Here is a 15,867-nt window from a genome sequence, read left to right as displayed (position 1 = left end):
ACGGTACTATATAACGGCATGCTTCAGAGATATCCAGCCCTACAGGGAATTATTATTCCAAGGCTTTCAGTTTAAAGGCCAAGGGTTCGCACAGTGCCTTGAGGTTTTCAATGGGGGTTCCGGGCGGGATTTCGCACCCGGCATTAACCAGAAAGGGGTTCCCGGCTTCCCTGTAAGCCCTGTTTGTGGCTTCGCGGATGCTTTGGGGAGTGGCGTTCAAAATAACGGATACGGGATCCATGTTGCCGGCAATGGCTACGTGGTTGCCCAAGGTTTTCCGAACCTCCGAAAGATTAACCATGTGGTCGACATCGATAATGTCGATGCCGAGATCGGCGATGCCCGGAAGCAGATGGGTAATGTTGCCGCAAATGTGAAGCTTAGCGAAGGCGCCCATCTCTTGGATCGCTTCGACCTGCCTTTTTTCGCGCGGCAGGATCAGCTGCTCATACGTATCTGGATCGATCTGGCTGGCGATGGCATCGCCGATGCCGATGGTGTCGGCTCCGGCCTCGATCTGAGCGCGCGCAAAGGCAATTGCATTGTCGGTGCAGCGGTCCATCAGTTCGCAGGCAAACGCTTCGTCGTCGAGCAGGTCGATCATGAAGGGGGTCAGGTCGCGCAAATCCGCGGCTTCGGCAGCGGGGCCTTCAACCCATCCAAGAATGGAATATTCGCCGCCAAATTTTTGTTTGTAGCTTTCGACCGCCTTGATGCGGTCGAGCATGCGCTCCGACGTGAACGGGTCCGGCTGGGCCAGTACGGAAAGATCCTTGGTTGCCTGTAGCGGATGCGTGCTGCGGGGCGGTCCGTCAGGTACATACGTGACCTCGGATCCAAATCCCTGCGTTTCACGGTAGGGGTCGGAAATGCAGCTCAATTGGTCAAAACCAAATTCCTTGGCGCAAACCTCGTTTGCTTCAACCAGTACCCGGTGGTCGGAAGCAAATTTTGCATAGTCGGAGCCAATATGCTCCGCGGCAAACTGCATCAGAATCGGCGTCCGCGGAATAAAGTCCACGGGTTTGCCTTTCAGTATCGCCATATATCGTTCGAATCCGTTCATGACCGGAATCCGAAAAGGCGTAGCTTTGTGCGCAAATGGAGGTCGAGCTGGTGAAGGTCTTTTGGATAGACGGAAACCAACTTCTTACCTTCCTGCTGATAGAGAATCTGCTTTTTGTGCATCGCCATTTTGTATTGCGGCGTGTCGAGTCCCCAATACTCAATATAGACATCCAGTTCCGGAAGGTAGAAGTCGGGGCGGATCTGAAAGCTGGAAACAATGCGGCATTTCGAGTCGTAGCGATAGGTCAGGCGGTGAGTCGTCAACCTCTCGGCAATGCATTTTTCGCCCTTCGACTGCACCAGTGTTCCATCGCGGGCCTCAATCGTTTTATTGATCTCCACCTGCGTCTCGAAATTACGGCGCTCCAAGAAAACCTCGTCGAAGCAACGGGCGCAAAAGTTCCGCTGGAACGCCACCTGAGCCTGGACATGCTCCTCTTCGGAAAGTGTTGCGCCACAGCGTTGGCACCGGTGCTTTATCCCGATGCTTTCATCCTGCGTGGCCAGTTCGATGGCATCCGCAGCAGTTGCGGTTGCGGCGCGGACATAGTCCTTATTACCGGAATTGCTCGCAACGTCGCGCAGATCGTGAACATGTTTCGCACCCCAAGCGCCATATTTTACCAGTGCGCGAATCGCGTATTGTTGTGTTTGGGGATGGCGTGCCTGCTTTGCCAGCGGTGCCAAGGCAGCCACCGCCATTTCGGCATCCGCACCGAACTCGGCCAGCTTTCCAATGGCTGAAACTGCAAGCCGCTGTAGATCATTCGACGGCAAGGCCAGCAACTTAGTCAATTCGGGGAGTGCGTCAGCTTTGCCGCTTCTTCCCAGCTCCAGTATCCGCTGCCGTGCGGCTTGGTGGTCGGATGGAAGCATGGGGCTTTTCATGGCGTTTTCCCTTTCGAAATATCAACTCGCTATGCTCGCCAATATAGTCGCTCATCCCGTGTTGGCAAGCGAATGCGAGTCAATGCATTATTCCAGCACCTGCAGCGCGAGGTCAACAATGCCGAAGGGGGCGCTGACTTGGTAGCCGGCGACGCGGTCTGAAATGGCTGCGCACATTTCGCGGGCGATTTCGATGCCGAGCTTGCGTCCGTCTTCTTTGGTTTTGGCGTGGTTCATCCGTTCGAGGATCGAGTCGGGCACTTCGACGCCGGGTACTTCGGTGGCCAGAAATTCCGCATTGCGGAACGAGACCAGCGGCCAAACGCCGGCGACCACCGGAATGGAGCCACCCTTGGCTTCCGCGGCGTCGAGAAAACGCAGCAGGGCTTCGGGGTCGAAGATCGGCTGGGTGATTGCATATTCCGCGCCGGCATTAATCTTGTTCATGTAATGCTGCAACTCGCGCTCGGGTTCGACGGCGCACGGGTTGGCGCCCACGCCGATGAGGATGCCGGTCGGCGGATTGATCGGGTTGCCGCCCACGTCCATGCCGTGGTTGAGGTTCGTGACCACCTGCGTGAGGCCCACGGCATCGACGTCGAAGACGGCCGTGGAGTCGGGGTAGTCGCCGAGCTTGGGCGGATCGCCCGTAATGATGAGATAGTTCCGCAGCCCGCCCGCATAGCCACCGAGCAGATCGGACTGCATGCCGATCAGGTTCCGGTCGCGGCAGCAATAATGCAGCACCGTCTCGATGCCGACTTCGCGTTCAACGGCGAGCGCGGCGACCATCGGCGAAATGCGCGCGCTGGCGCGCGGGCCGTCGGGAATGTTGATGGCGTCGATGCCGGCGTCTTTGCAGGTTTGGCACTGCGCGAGCATCGGTTTCAGATCGATGGAGCGGGGTGGGGTGATTTCCACGCTGGTCACTTTTTCGCCGCGCGCCAGCTTGGCGGCAAAGCCGCATTTTTCCGCCAGAGGAATCACATCGACTTTCGGGGCTTCCTGGCTTGTATAGCTGGCAATGGCCACGTGCTTCTTCACGCCGGTCATCGATTTGATGCTCTTGGCCATCGTGTCAATGTCGGCCGGCGTGGTGCCGCAGCATCCGCCGACGCCGCGCACGCCGAGCTCGATCATGCGCTTGGCGTATTCGGTGAAATATTCCGGCGAGGCCATGTAGATCATGCGTCCATCAACCTCCTGCGGGTAACCTGCGTTGGCCATGACCACCATCGGCTTGGTGGTAAGGGGCAAGGCGCGCTCGGCATTGGAATAGGCGGCCGCCGGGCCGACGCCGCAGTTGAGTCCGATACCATCGACGTTGCCGTCGTTTTCCAACGTTTGGATAATCTGCTCGATCTTTCGGCCCTTTTCCGTTTCGCCGCTTACGCCGACGGTCATGGAGACAAAAACAGGAAGGCCGAAGGTTTTGGCGACTTGGGCGGCGAGCTGGGCTTCTTGGATATGGGTGAAGGTTTCGAGCATGAAAAAATCGACGCCTTCGTCGGCCAGAATGGCGAGCTGTTCGCGGAAGGTCTCAGCCAGCTCGTCGGCCTGGTTGTCGAGAAAGACCTGGCCTGATTTGAGAATGGGGCCTACGGAACCGGCCACCAGCGCGTCGCCGCCGGCGGCTTCGCGCGCCAGTCGGACGGATGCACGGTTGATCTCCTCCAACTGGTCGGCCAATCCATGGCCCTGCAGCTTCATGCGGTTGGCGCCGAATGAATTGGTTTCAATCACGTCCGCGCCGGCCTCGGCATATTCTTGATGGATGCCGGCAATCAGCTTCGGATTGGTGATGCAGAGGTGTTCGTAGCACGTATTGATGAACACGCCTTTGGAATAGATCATCGTGCCCATCGCCCCGTCGAATATCAGCGGGCGTTCTTTGGTTAGTTCTAGAATGTTTTTCATGCGTCGTATCCTAAGTTGGGGGAAAGCCATCTTTCAACTTCTTCAACCGTCCATCCTTTTCGGGCGGCGTAGTCTTCGACTTGGTCGCGGTTGATGCGGCCGAGGGGGAAGTAGCGCGAGTCGGGGTGCGAGAAGTAGAGGCCGGAGACCGAGCTGGGCGGATTCATCGCCATGCTTTCGGTCAGTTCGATGCCGGTGTTTTCGGTGGCTTCCAACAGTTGGAAGAGCGTGCGCTTTTCCGTGTGGTCGGGGCAACCGGGATAGCCGGGCGCCGGGCGGATGCCTCGATAGTTTTCGCGGATGAATTCCTCGAAGTTCAGGTCTTCTTCTTTTCCGAAGCCCCAGTCGTCGCGGGTCTTTTTGTGCAGATATTCTGCGAAGGCTTCGGCCAGCCGGTCGCCGAGGCATTGGACGAGGATGCAGTTGTAGTCGTCGTGGTCTTCGCGGTATTGCTGCGCCAGCTCACCGACGCCGAAGCCGGAGGTGACGGCAAAGCCGCCGATGTAGTCCGCCACGCCGGAGTCTTTCGGCGCAATGAAGTCGGCGAGGCTGCGGTTGGGGGTGCCATCCTTTTTGATCATCTGCTGGCGAAGGTTGTGCAGGACGGTCTTAACCTCGGTGCGGGTTTCATCGGTGTAGACTTCGATGTCGTCGCCGACGCGGTTGGCTGGGAAAAATCCGTGCACGCCGCTGAACGAAAACAGCTTTTCGTCGATGATCTTTTTGAGCATCGCCTGCGCGTCGTCGTAGACCGCTTTGGCCTCGGGCTTCTCTAGGATTCCGGGAAGCTTGCCCTCTAGTTCCCAGGTCCAGAAGAAGGGGAGCCAGTCGATGTAGGGAACGAGGTCTTCGGCGCAAACCTGATCGACCACCTGTATGCCGGTAAAGGACGGCTTGGGCGGTGCGTACGATGTCCAGTCGGTTGCAAAGTCATTGGCGCGCGCCTTTTCCATGGTTTGGAATTCGCGGGCTTCCTGCGAAGCGATGTGCGTTTCGCGGATGGCGTTGTATTCGATTTTCAGCGCGCGGCGGTAGGCCACGTCGTGGCTCAGCAGCGACTGCACTACGCCGACGGCACGCGAGGCATCGAGAACGTGGACGGCGGGGGAGCCGTATTCGGGCTCGATCTTTACGGCCGTATGTTTCTTGCTGGTCGTTGCGCCGCCGATGAGCAACGGAGTTTTCATGCCTTCCCGCTCCATCTCTTTGGCCACGTGCACCATTTCGTCGAGCGACGGCGTGATCAGGCCGGACAGGCCGATAATGTCCGCGCCCCAGTCTTTGGCTTCCTGAAGAATTGTCTGCCATGGAACCATGACGCCGATGTCCTTCACCTCGTAGTTGTTGCAGGCGAGCACGACGCCGACAATGTTCTTGCCGATGTCGTGGACATCGCCTTTCACCGTGGCCATCAGGATTTTTCCGGCGCTGGAAGACTCTCCTTCGCCCTTTTCCGCGTCCATGAACGGGAGCAGGTAGGCGACGGCCTTTTTCATGACGCGCGCGCTCTTCACAACCTGCGGCAGGAACATTTTTCCGGAGCCGAACAGATCGCCAACAATACCCATGCCGGCCATCAGCGGGCCTTCAATCACGTTGAGCGGCCGGGCATACTTTTGCCGCGCCTCTTCGACGTCTACATCAATGTGGTCGACGATGCCCTTGACCAATGCATGCGACAACCGCTCCTCAACCGAGCCGTTGCGCCATTCTTTGGTTTCGGCCTCTTTCTTGGCGTCGCCACCTTCGGCTTTAATGCGTTCGGCGAACTCGATCAGGCATTCCGTGGCGTCGTCGGTGCGGTTGAGCACCACGTCTTCGACCGCTTTCATCAGATCGGCGGGAACCTCGTCGTAGACCTCGAGCATGCCGGGGTTGACGATGCCCATGTTCAGGCCGGCCTCCATGCCGTGGTAGAGGAACGCGGCGTGGATGGCTTCGCGGACGCGGTTGTTGCCTCGGAACGAGAACGAGACGTTGCTGATGCCGCCGCTGACCGATACGCCAGGCAGCGTTTCGCGGATGACTTTTGTGGCTTCGAAGAACGAGACGGCGTTGATGCGGTGCTCTTCCATGCCGGTGCCGATGGGGAACACGTTGGGGTCGAAAATAATGTCGGTCGGATCGATGCCAAGCTCGCCAACGAGAATGTTGTAGGCGCGGGTGCAGATTTCAATGCGGCGTTCGGTGGTGTCGGCCTGGCCCTGCTCGTCGAAGGCCATAACAACCATGCCGGCGCCGTAGCGCTGGATCTTGCGGGCATGCTCGCGGAAAGCGTCTTCGCCTTCCTTCATGCTGATCGAGTTGACAATGGCCTTGCCCTGTACGCATTTTAGTCCGGCTTCGATGACCTCCCATTTAGAGGAGTCGATCATGATCGGCACTTTCGAGATGTCCGGCTCGGAGGCTACGAGGTTCAGGAACTTGACCATCATGGCTTCGGAGTCGATCAGGCCTTCGTCCATATTGATGTCAACCATATTGGCGCCGGTTTCGACTTGGTGGCGGGCAATCTGCAGCGCGGCTTCGAGATCGCCCTCGCGGATGAGGCGGGCAAATTTGGGCGAGCCGGTAATGTTGGAGCGTTCGCCGACCATGACGAGGTTCATTTCCGGCGTGATGCGCAGCGGCTCAAGCCCGCTGAAGTGCGGGTAGGCATCGGGCTGCGGAGGCACGTGCGGCGGATGCTTTTTAACGACTTCGGCCATGGCGAGGATGTGGTCGGGCGTGGTGCCGCAGCATCCGCCCCAAATGTTGGCGAGGCCGTGCTGGGCAAAGTTGTCGTAGATTTTGCCCATGTCTTCCGGCGTGTCGTCGTAGCCGCCAAAGGCGTTGGGCAGGCCGGCGTTGGCGTAGATGCTGATGTAGCAGGGGGCCACTTTGCCCAGTTCTTCGAGATAGGGGCGCATGTCTTCGGCGCCGAGCGCGCAGTTGATGCCGACGGAAATCGGCTTTGCGTGCTCGATGCTGTACCAAAACGCGGCGGGCGTCTGGCCGGAAAGCGTGCGTCCGGATTTGTCGGTGATCGTTACCGAAACCATCACGGGCAGGCGTTGGCCGGTCTTCTCGAATACTTCCTCGATGGCAAACAAAGCCGCCTTGGCGTTGAGGGTGTCGAAAATGGTTTCAACGAGCAGGACGTCGACGCCGCCTTCGATGAGCGCTTCGGTCTGTTCGGAGTAGGACGCGACGAGGTCGTCGAAGGTGACGGCGCGGTAGCCGGGGTCGTTGACGTCCGGCGAAATGGAGGCGGTGCGGTTCGTGGGGCCGATGGAGCCGGCCACAAACAGCGTGCGCGCCGGATCGTTTGCCAATACGCGGTCAAGGGCCTGGCGGGCCAGCTTGGCCCCTTCAATGTTCAGCTCGCGGACGAGCGATTCGAGCCCATAGTCGGCCTGCGAGGTGGTGGTGCAACTGAAGGTGTTGGTTTCGATGATGTCCGCGCCGGCTTCGAGGAAGGCCACGTGGATATCTTCGATCACCTTCGGCTTGGTGAGGGTAAGCAGGTCGTTGTTGCCCTTGAGGTCGGAAGGGTGGGCGGCGAAGCGTTCGCCGCGGAAATCGGCCTCCTCGAGCTTATGCTTCTGAATCATGGTGCCCATGGCGCCGTCCAGAATCAGTACTTGTTGTGAAAGCAGGCCGGCAAAGCGGTTGCCGCTTTCCGAGGTGTAGTTCCCAAATTGTTTTTTTTCGCTCATTCTATCCCTCTTGTTTTCAAAGGCTGGAAGGTATATATCCGTTTATCCGGATATTGCAATATAAAATAATTGCATTGGTTAAAGCAAAGGAGTTTTAGCGGTTTTTCAGAGGGTTGGAAGAGAAAAAGGTGGTGGCGCAGAGCTAGAGGGGTATGTGCCCTGCGCCACCATAGGAAGAAGAAACCAGTAAAGTTTCTCAAAGTATAAAACGACTATGGTCCTCGATAGTGGACAGAATAATCAAAATTCTTGAATCGAGTTTTGATTTGCCTGGGTGGTGCCAGAGAAAAGCGGCGCAAGGAAAAGAGGGGGGAGATTCCTTGCGCCGCCGATGGTACGTTTTGAGTTGGGGTTATTCGTCTGTTGCTTCAGGTTTTGGTTGCGGACGCTGCTTGCGGTTTTTTTTGGCGTTACCTTCTTGGCTTCGCTGCTTCATTTGTTCTTTGAGGGTGGCCTTTTCCTCGTCGGACAAGCGACCGTCGCCATCGAGGTCAAAGCGCTTCAGAATCCGTTGCCGCTGTTGCGTCGTCAATTGGCGCTGGCCTTGCTGCGGACCGCGCTGAAACTGCTGCTGTCTCTGTCCTTGGGCGCCTTGGAGCCGTTGCTGGCGCTTCTGCTGGAACTGCTGGATCTGTTGCGGGGAGGGTTGGCCTTGCTGCGGGCCGCGTTGATACTGCTGCTGTCTCTGTCCTTGGGCGCCCTGGAGCCGTTGCTGGCGCTTCTGCTGGAACTGCTGGATCTGTTGCGGGGAGGGTTGGCCTTGCTGCGGACCGCGCTGAAACTGCTGCTGTCTCTGTCCTTGGGCGCCTTGGAGCCGTTGCTGGCGCTTCTGCTGGAACTGCTGGATCTGTTGCGGGGAGGGTTGGCCTTGCTGCGGGCCGCGTTGATACTGCTGCTGTCTCTGTCCTTGGGCGCCTTGGAGCCGTTGCTGGCGCTTCTGCTGGAACTGCTGGATCTGTTGCGGGGTGGGTTGGCCTTGCTGCGGGCTGCGTTGATACTGCTGTTGCCCCTGTCCTTGGGTGCCTTGGAGCCGTTGCTGGCGCTTCTGCTGGAACTGCTGGATCTGTTGCGGGGTGGGTTGGCCTTGTTGCTGTCCACGCTGGAACTGCTGCCGGCCTTGGGCCTGGTTTCCTCCACGCCGGAACTGCTGGGCATTTCCTGCAGATCCCTTTTGGTTCTGGCGTTGCTGCATGACGGGTGCGCCGCAGGCGGGGCAGGTCTGTCCTTTTCCTTGGCGCTGGCGCTGCTGCTGTTCCGGCGGCTGTGCGCTTACGGCGACGGCTCCGGATACGATTGCGGTTAAGACCGCGGCGGTTTTGATTCGAGCATTCATTGTGGTGCCTCCTGTCGGTTGATCCCCTGTACGCCAGTATAACGGGGAGGCACGAAATATATTATTGGGGAGGAGGACTTTTTTGCCGGCGCGGGGAATTCTACTGCGCAGATTCGTCGACGAGCGAGTTGAAGTAGGTGTCCAAGCGAAGCGCAACGCGGGATTCGATCGCGTTTTCAAGCGTGCGGAAAGAGCGGATGCGCGCCGCCTCGACTGAAACGTGGCCTTCGCGGCCTTTTTCATTAATGGAGGCCAGCACGGTGCCGTCGGCATCCTTTACCTGTGCCGCCAGCTCGTAGCGGACGAAGACGAGGTCGTGCGTGCGTTGGCCGGTATCGGTGACGACAATGCGTCCATCGACCGCGAGCACTCCGGGCTGGCCGGCCACGAAGCCGTAGCGTGTGATCAGTTCCTCTAGGCAGGAGGTTATTCGCTTTTCGTCGTCGCCGGCGATCTGAATCTGCACACGGATCTGCTTGGCAGTATCGGCCAGGGCTTTTCGGAGGTTGTTTTTAGAATAGCCTGGAGTGGAGCCGGGGACGGATGGGGGGTGGATGACTTTGAGCTGGCTGAGCAGCAGCTTGCTTTCGGCCGCATGCCGGCCGGCGGCGCGCAGGGCGGCATATTTTTTCAGCAGGCTGGCGCTCTGCTCCGCCTGGGCCATCAGAAAATGGACGCGCGCATTCTTTTCGTCGATCATGCCGCGGTAGATGGCGGCGGTTTCGCGGCGGTCGAGGTAGGCGACGGCGTGGACGCGGGCGCGTTCGTCGCGCCAAGATTCGGCGTGTTGTATGTTGTGCAGCGTTTGAGAGGAGAGAATGTTGATGTCGGCGGTAAAGTCGGTGGTGCGTTCGAAGGCGCCGCCGGATTCGCGGGATTGGTCGAGGAGGCGTTCATCGGAGTGAATGTTTGCTTCAAAGATGCGCGAGAGGTTGGCGTCCGCCGCGTTTTCGGCGGCATGGCGCGTGTCGCCTTCGCCGACGGCCACGAGGTATTGGGCTTCAGGGTAGACCGCTTTCGGGTTCGCCATCCAGTCGGGCTCTCCACCGGTCAGGGTTTTGCAGCCCGTGATCAACATTGGGGCCAGCAGAATCAATAATCCAAGCTTCCATTCATCCATTCGTCCAGCCCCTCAATTCAAGTACGCGGATTCAAGCACATTCAAGTGGTCGGCGACAACGCTTACGCCCGTTCTTTTGTCGGAGTACAGCAGGGAACCGCTTGTGCTGTAGTAATTGACGGTAATGTCGTAGACGCCTTCGTCGAGGTGGATTTCGCGGATGGCGGCCTCGGCCGGGAAAAAGCGCGACACCCGCAGATCGGCGTTTTCCGTGGTGTCGATCAGCAGATCGGCGGCGATGCGGGTGAAGAAGGCCATGCCGCTGTCCATGTTCGCCGTCATGTCTTGCTTGGCCTTTTCGGAGGCCAATCCTTTGAGAACTGCACGGGTGATGGTTTTAAGGTAGATGAGCGGCATTTGGATGCTGAAGGTTTCGACGGCGGCGTTTTCGAGGCTTTCCAGCGACTCGAGCTTTTCCGCTGGCCGTCCGTTGACCGCGACTTCGATGCGCCCGGCTTTTGACGGGCGCTTTTCCATGTAGGGAAGTTGGAGCTTGAAGTGGTAGCCTTCGTTGATGCCGGGCCATGGAATGACATTAAGGCCGGAGAGGTTTTGCTTGCCGAGATAGTTCTCGGACGAGCCGGCGAGAACAATGATTCCTTCTTCGGTGTGGATGTAGAAGGTGCGCGCTTTTTTGTCGGGGGCCTGCCCGCTGAAGGCCATCACGTTGAGACGCGCTTTGGGCGGACGTAGGCGCTCCTTTTCATCGGAAAAGGAGGGCTTGGCAAAAGGATAGATTTCGGGCTGAAGCTTCCAGCCCCGGGCGATTTTCTCCAGATCGATGCGGACGTCGTCCCATTTGTTCTCGTTGCGGTAGAGCAGCAGGCTGAGGTAGCGGCCGAGGGCGGAATCCTGGAACCGGCTTTTGCTCGGCGCAAAGGTTTCCTGGGTTTCTTCGGCCTCGTTCAGCTTGTCCGCCACTTTGGCGTATTTGCTTTCGAGCAGGGCGACCTTGTTGTTGATGCGCCTGACCTCGACGAAGGCGGCGTCGTTTTGGCCGAGGGCCAGATAGTTGAGCGCCTTGAAGGCGTTGAGGTAGATGTCTTCGTAGTCCTCGCCGGCGTAGGCCAGAATGTTGTCGTTCATGAGCATCGACGAGGCGGAGCGGCTTATGCTTTTGGTGAAGTTTTCCTCGATCGCCCGTTCGGCCTCTTCGAGGGCTTCATTGCTTTTTTCATAGTCGCCGCTCCAGTGGTGGAGCATGCCGATGTCGAGGTAGTAGACGGCGCGGTCCTTGAACGTATAGGCCTTTTCCTTGACGGCTTCGATTTGCTGGATGGCCTTGGCGTAGTCGCCCTTGGCCAGCATGTTGTCGACTCCCGCATATTGGCGCTTGTCCGTGCGCAGGCTCGCGCAGCCCGTCAGAAAAAGAAGGGCGCTGAACAGAAGGATATGGACCGGATTGTACTTGGGCTGCATCATGGTGTTTATGCATACGTCTCAGGCGCAGGCCCCTCGAATGAGGGAGCCAGTTTGCCTGGGGCGGGGCGCCTACCACTTCCGGCGGGGGGTCTTGACGTATTTTTTGATTTTCTTGTCGCCCATCCAAACCTTCTCGTTGGATTCGAGATGGATCAGCTCCATATCGACTTGGTAGAACTTGACCTGCTCCTTGCCTTCCTTGTCGATGATGGTTTTGATGCCGCCTTGCAGCATGTAGTCGGCGCCGGTTTCAGCCGCCAGGCGCTTTTGCGTTTCTTCGGTGGACCACATCTGCTGCTGCTTGCGCTCGTCGCGCAATTCGCCTCGCTCGATGTTGCTGGCTACGAAGGTCACGCGGCCGTTGTTGACGAGCTCGCGCTCAAGGTCTTTGGAAAAGGTTTCGGTTTCAATATGCTCGGAGCTTTTGTTGCGGATGGTTCCGACAATCACAACGGGTTTTTTTCCGTTCTTGGCGGTGTACTCCTCCACCCATGGGCGGGTGGAGATGTCGGCGATCATCTCGGCGGAAACCAGTTGGGAATCGGTGTCGTTCCAGCGCCCGGAAAGATCGATCTGCTCATCGACGGCGACGCGCTTGACCTTGGTTTTGCACCCGCTCAGCGCAACAACGGAAACGAGGGCGACGGTGAACAGCAGCTGACTTCTTTTCATGGCAATCTCCTTGGGGTTGCAATAGCTTAAACTTGTTCGAAGTTATAGCCTGCAGGCTTGCAGGTCAACCGCAGATGCCAACCGGAGGCCTACTTGAGCACTTCGCCGACAATGACGTCGAAGTCGGGGTCGCGGAGGATGAGAGTGATCTTGTTGGTGCCGAACAGGTCTTTGGCCCTTAGATTTTCCATGCTGGCCTGGATGGCCTCGTTGCGGCCGAAGCGGGAGAGTTTTTCGCATAAGGCGGATTTGCGTTCGCGCTCCGAGAGCACGCCGAGCGCACTGAGCTCGTCGAGTGTTGCGCGGTCGTTGAACAGTTGCTGCATGGCGGCGTTTTGTTCGATGCGGGCGGGATCGCCGCTCATCAGATCCTCGGCCAGGGGTTTCCAGTCGGCCAGCAGGGCCTGCACGGAATCGGCGGCCAGAACATTTTCCACATGTTCGAGTCCTTGGGCGGGGTCGCTGACGGTGCGGGCGATGGCCGCGACCTGCGACGCGTTGCCATGCTTTGGAATTATGCGGTAGGTGGTTTCGTAGACCGTACGTTCGACAAACCGGCCAAAGTGCGATGCTTCAGCACCGGGGATCGGCGTTCCGGCCGCGCCGACCATGAAGACGCCGCCCAGCCAGAAGAGCAGCGCCAGCGAAAGCGTGCCGCCGAAAAGGTTGATTACGGCGCCTCCGAGGCAGTTGTACCACGGAAGGTGAAAGTGGTTTTCCTGCTCTTTTTCCTTATGGGTCTCGCGGATCTCGTGCATGACGACGTGGAAAACAAAGGTGATGATCACAAAGGTGAGGCCGGCCACAACCGGGATGGTTACGAGCCTCGGGCGATGGGTGACTTCGCCCAGCCAGAAGCCGATGTGGCGTCCGGCAAAATAGGCGGCGCCGTAGGAAAGCACCACGCGAACAACGCCCAGAGAAGCCAGCAGAACGCCCTTGTGCCAGCCGGCTAGAAAGAAAAACAGCAGGATGATGACGGCTAGAATATCGATGACAATGTGCATAAAAAACTCCACTCGTTCAAGTAGAGGAAAGATAGGTTGTTATTTGCGGAGCAGAAAGCCTAAAATCAGCTTCTATTATCTTATTGCGTATTGCGCACTACGTATGGCTTGACTCCTTCTTAAGTTTGGCGCCCATTTATACGCAATACGCAATACGCAATACGCAATACGCAATACGCAATACGCAATACGCAATACGCAATACGCAATACGCAAATTGGATCACGTTATGGAATTTATATACGCCGCCGAATTAAAGAAACGCTTCACCTGCTACGGCCACTTCTACGAACTGCAGCTCATGAGCGGCGAGCGGGCCAAGTGCCGCAGCGTGCTGGAGATTGTCGACTCCTCCATCCCGCAGGAGAATCCGTCGGCCATTTCCGAAATGGAGCCCGATGTGGTGGTGATCATGATGAACCCCGGGTCCTCGCACCCGAAGGATGCGGCGCATGTTGACGAGGTAATTGAATATCCGACGGACGGAACGTCCATGCGCAAGGAGCTGGTGCTCACGCAGCCCGACAATACGCAGTACCAGGTGATGCGCGTGGCGGTTTCCACGGGCTGGAAGCACATCCGCGTGCTCAATCTTTCTGATTTGCGTGATCCCAAGTCCGGCAGTTTTCTGCAGAAGGTGGATGCGCTGACGGGGGTGATGGGCGGCCATGTCCACAGCATGTTCTGCGCGGAGCGCGCGACGGAGTGCGCCCATGCGCGTAAGCGCAGGAGCCCGGCGCCGATCCTGCTCGGGTGGGGGCAGGATCTTGGGCTGCTTCCTTTGGTCGAGCAATGCCTGCAGCGCATCGAGGGAGAACCCACCTGCACCGTGCCTTCGGAGGTCCATCCGCTGCTGAACGCCCATCCCAGTCCCATGCTCCAAAAAAAGAAGCTGCAGTGGCTGGAAACCATGGCGCAGGCGTTGAACGCCTGATTTTGATTCTTGTAAACATGCATCGGTTTGTTCATGGTTTACGAATGTTTAAGCAAATTGTACTAGGGACGGTGCTGACGGCATTCGCGTGCTTGGCTGAGGAGCAGGCTCCTGTAACGCCAACGGCCCGCGTCGAGGTGCTGGCAGTCCGCGTGGTGCAATTCTTCAACACCTTCGATGTTGAAGTGCACCGTGCGGTCATGACGAAAAATGCCGCCGGCTCCGTCGGGGATTTGAAGGTTGTGGGCAAGGTTGCCGTTTCCGGATATCCTGAAAAATGGAAGAAGAGCGCTGCAGACGCTGATTTGGCCGCAAGCCGCCGGTCGTTTTCTGCTTTGCTCGATGGGAAGCTGATCGAACTGCCCGTCCAGTCGCAAGCCCAGCTTGCCGCTAGAGTGGTGGTGCAGGAAGGGGGCGAAGTCCGGGTGCTGGGCCTGTTCACTCAGGGTGCTCCGGCGGGAACCAATCTTGAAGCGTTTTGCGTGCCGTTCGATTTCACCGTCCTTCCGGGCGAACGCACGGTCGTCTGCCAGCGGACTTCGGCGTTGCTGCCAGAGGTGGCCGGCCCGTTCCCGCCACAGGAAGCACCGCCCACAGATGAAGCTGATAAAAATCAATGAAGTGCCTGAAAAGGGCGTGTCGCATAATGCCAAACTGCGCAAGCGCGAGTTGATTTCTTGCGGCGAACTGGGTCCCGTCACCACCTATTCCCGCGCTGTCTTTCCGCCCGGCGAAAAGGCCGGCGCACATGCCCACGCCGACGTGGCCGAGGTGTTCACCATTCTTTCCGGCGCCGGAGAAATCCGCATCAACGACGTTGCCTATGTACTCGCCGCCGGCACGACCGTTGTCGTCGAGCCCGGCGAAGTCCACGAAATCATCAACACCGGCACCGCCGACCTCGTGATCTCCTACTTCGGCGTGCTTGTGCCTTTCGAAAACGATTCGCTGAACCGCTGGAATGTGTCGAAGTAGTCGGCGCCGGCGACGTAGGCGTAGTCGTTGTGGCTTCCGTCGCTGATCCATAGCTTCATCTTTTTCCCCGGCGCGGCGTCGTAGAGCTTTTGGCCATGCCAGAATGGGATGATGGCATCGTCCCGCCCGTGCATAACCAGCACCGGGCACTTTACTTTTTTGATGGCGGACAGGCTGTTGAACTTGTCCCACGGCAGCAGCGGCCAAACGGTCTTTACGCGGAAGGCCGAGACAAACGTGCTTTCAATCACCAGTCCGCCGACTTCGCGGTTGGCCGCCAGCCAAGTGGCTGGGGCGCCGCCGAGCGAACGTCCTTGGGCAATGATGGTTTTGGGATCAACCTGTTTTTCTTCAACGAGCCAGCGGTAGGCGGCCGCGACGTCCTGCTTGGCTTTGCGCTCGCTGGGCGAGCCCTCGCTGGTGCCGTAGCCACGGTAGTCGTACATCAGCACCGAATAGCCCAGCTCGTGGAACTGCCGCATGAATGGAACCACGTTTCCCATATCCTCTGCGTTGCCGTGGCTGAACAGGATGGTGAACTTCGCGTCCGGGTGTTCAAGGTAGACGGCGTTGATGGTTTCCCCGCCGCCGGATTCGATTTTCACCTCGTCGGGCAGGCGGATATAGCTTGGCGTTTGCGGCCTGAAGATCAGCCGGTTGGAAAAGAGCAGGGCATAGACGTTCAGCAAAGCATAAATGCCCCCGTAAAGCGCAAGCCGGCCCAAGATGTTTCCATTCATGAGAAAAACATTGGGGTTTTCCGTGTCCTTGTACAAGTTTTCCAGCCACAGGAATGTTGCGGCGCGGCTTTGTCGGGTGTAGCTTCAAGCTGT

Annotated in this window: 13 protein-coding genes; 4 read left to right on the top strand and 9 right to left on the bottom strand. The window is 58.2% G+C overall.

The window, feature by feature from the left end; translation table 11 throughout:
* Window positions 1–52: 52 nt before the first annotated feature.
* From SCARR_RS11585 to metH, 4 genes are all read right to left on the bottom strand, one after another.
* Window positions 53–1,066, bottom strand: a complete 1,014-nt coding sequence (locus SCARR_RS11585) for a uroporphyrinogen decarboxylase family protein (RefSeq protein ID WP_136061738.1) — start codon at window positions 1,064–1,066, stop codon at window positions 53–55.
* Window positions 1,063–1,956, bottom strand: coding sequence for a HEAT repeat domain-containing protein (locus tag SCARR_RS11580; protein WP_136061737.1), 894 nt, complete (start codon window positions 1,954–1,956; stop codon window positions 1,063–1,065). The genes SCARR_RS11585 and SCARR_RS11580 overlap by 4 nt, the downstream gene beginning before the upstream one ends.
* 87 nt (window positions 1,957–2,043) lie before the next feature.
* Window positions 2,044–3,873 (bottom strand): bifunctional homocysteine S-methyltransferase/methylenetetrahydrofolate reductase, encoded by a 1,830-nt coding sequence (locus SCARR_RS11575; protein WP_136061736.1) that lies wholly within the window; start codon window positions 3,871–3,873, stop codon window positions 2,044–2,046.
* Window positions 3,870–7,571 carry a methionine synthase gene (gene metH, locus SCARR_RS11570; RefSeq protein WP_136061735.1) on the bottom strand — a complete coding sequence of 1,234 codons (3,702 nt, stop codon included), beginning with the start codon at window positions 7,569–7,571 and terminating at the stop codon, window positions 3,870–3,872. The genes SCARR_RS11575 and metH overlap by 4 nt, the downstream gene beginning before the upstream one ends.
* Before the next feature lie 331 nt (window positions 7,572–7,902).
* On the opposite strand from metH, the gene SCARR_RS11565 reads away from it, so the two are divergent.
* Window positions 7,903–8,874: a hypothetical protein gene (locus SCARR_RS11565; protein WP_136061734.1), complete on the top strand. Its 972-nt coding sequence runs from the start codon at window positions 7,903–7,905 to the stop codon at window positions 8,872–8,874.
* A gap of 130 nt (window positions 8,875–9,004) precedes the next feature.
* Here the strand turns inward: SCARR_RS11565 and SCARR_RS11560 are convergent, their stop codons facing one another.
* The 4 genes from SCARR_RS11560 to SCARR_RS11545 form a co-directional block, all read right to left on the bottom strand.
* Window positions 9,005–10,024 carry an LPP20 family lipoprotein gene (locus SCARR_RS11560; RefSeq protein ID WP_136061733.1) on the bottom strand — a complete coding sequence of 340 codons (1,020 nt, stop codon included), beginning with the start codon at window positions 10,022–10,024 and terminating at the stop codon, window positions 9,005–9,007.
* 12 nt (window positions 10,025–10,036) lie between these two features.
* Complete coding sequence (locus SCARR_RS11555) at window positions 10,037–11,446, bottom strand: hypothetical protein (protein WP_136061732.1); 1,410 nt, start codon at window positions 11,444–11,446, stop codon at window positions 10,037–10,039.
* 69 nt (window positions 11,447–11,515) lie between these two features.
* Window positions 11,516–12,118, bottom strand: a complete 603-nt coding sequence (locus tag SCARR_RS11550; protein ID WP_136061731.1) for a penicillin-binding protein activator LpoB — start codon at window positions 12,116–12,118, stop codon at window positions 11,516–11,518.
* 89 nt (window positions 12,119–12,207) lie between these two features.
* On the bottom strand, window positions 12,208–13,125 hold the full coding sequence (locus SCARR_RS11545) for a CvpA family protein (protein WP_136061730.1): 918 nt from the start codon (window positions 13,123–13,125) through the stop codon (window positions 12,208–12,210).
* A gap of 229 nt (window positions 13,126–13,354) precedes the next feature.
* On the opposite strand from SCARR_RS11545, the gene SCARR_RS11540 reads away from it, so the two are divergent.
* Genes SCARR_RS11540 through SCARR_RS11530 form a run of 3 tightly spaced genes read left to right on the top strand, consistent with a single transcriptional unit; the run spans window position 13,355 to window position 15,034 of the window.
* Window positions 13,355–14,059: a DUF1643 domain-containing protein gene (locus tag SCARR_RS11540; RefSeq protein WP_136061729.1), complete on the top strand. Its 705-nt coding sequence runs from the start codon at window positions 13,355–13,357 to the stop codon at window positions 14,057–14,059.
* 44 nt (window positions 14,060–14,103) lie between these two features.
* Complete coding sequence (locus SCARR_RS11535) at window positions 14,104–14,679, top strand: hypothetical protein (RefSeq protein ID WP_136061728.1); 576 nt, start codon at window positions 14,104–14,106, stop codon at window positions 14,677–14,679.
* Window positions 14,657–15,034: a cupin domain-containing protein gene (locus tag SCARR_RS11530; protein WP_136061727.1), complete on the top strand. Its 378-nt coding sequence runs from the start codon at window positions 14,657–14,659 to the stop codon at window positions 15,032–15,034. Before SCARR_RS11535 ends, SCARR_RS11530 begins: the two co-directional genes overlap by 23 nt.
* Here the strand turns inward: SCARR_RS11530 and SCARR_RS11525 are convergent.
* Window positions 14,971–15,774, bottom strand: a complete 804-nt coding sequence (locus SCARR_RS11525; RefSeq protein ID WP_136061726.1) for an alpha/beta hydrolase — start codon at window positions 15,772–15,774, stop codon at window positions 14,971–14,973. The genes SCARR_RS11530 and SCARR_RS11525 overlap by 64 nt on opposite strands.
* Window positions 15,775–15,867: the final 93 nt, after the last annotated feature.

The organism is Pontiella sulfatireligans, assembly GCF_900890705.1.
In the GTDB taxonomy this organism is placed as follows: Bacteria; Verrucomicrobiota; Kiritimatiellia; order Kiritimatiellales; family Pontiellaceae; genus Pontiella; species Pontiella sulfatireligans.
The sequence above is the reverse complement of the archived record's forward strand: the minus strand, read 5'-3'. Positions and strand labels throughout refer to the sequence as shown.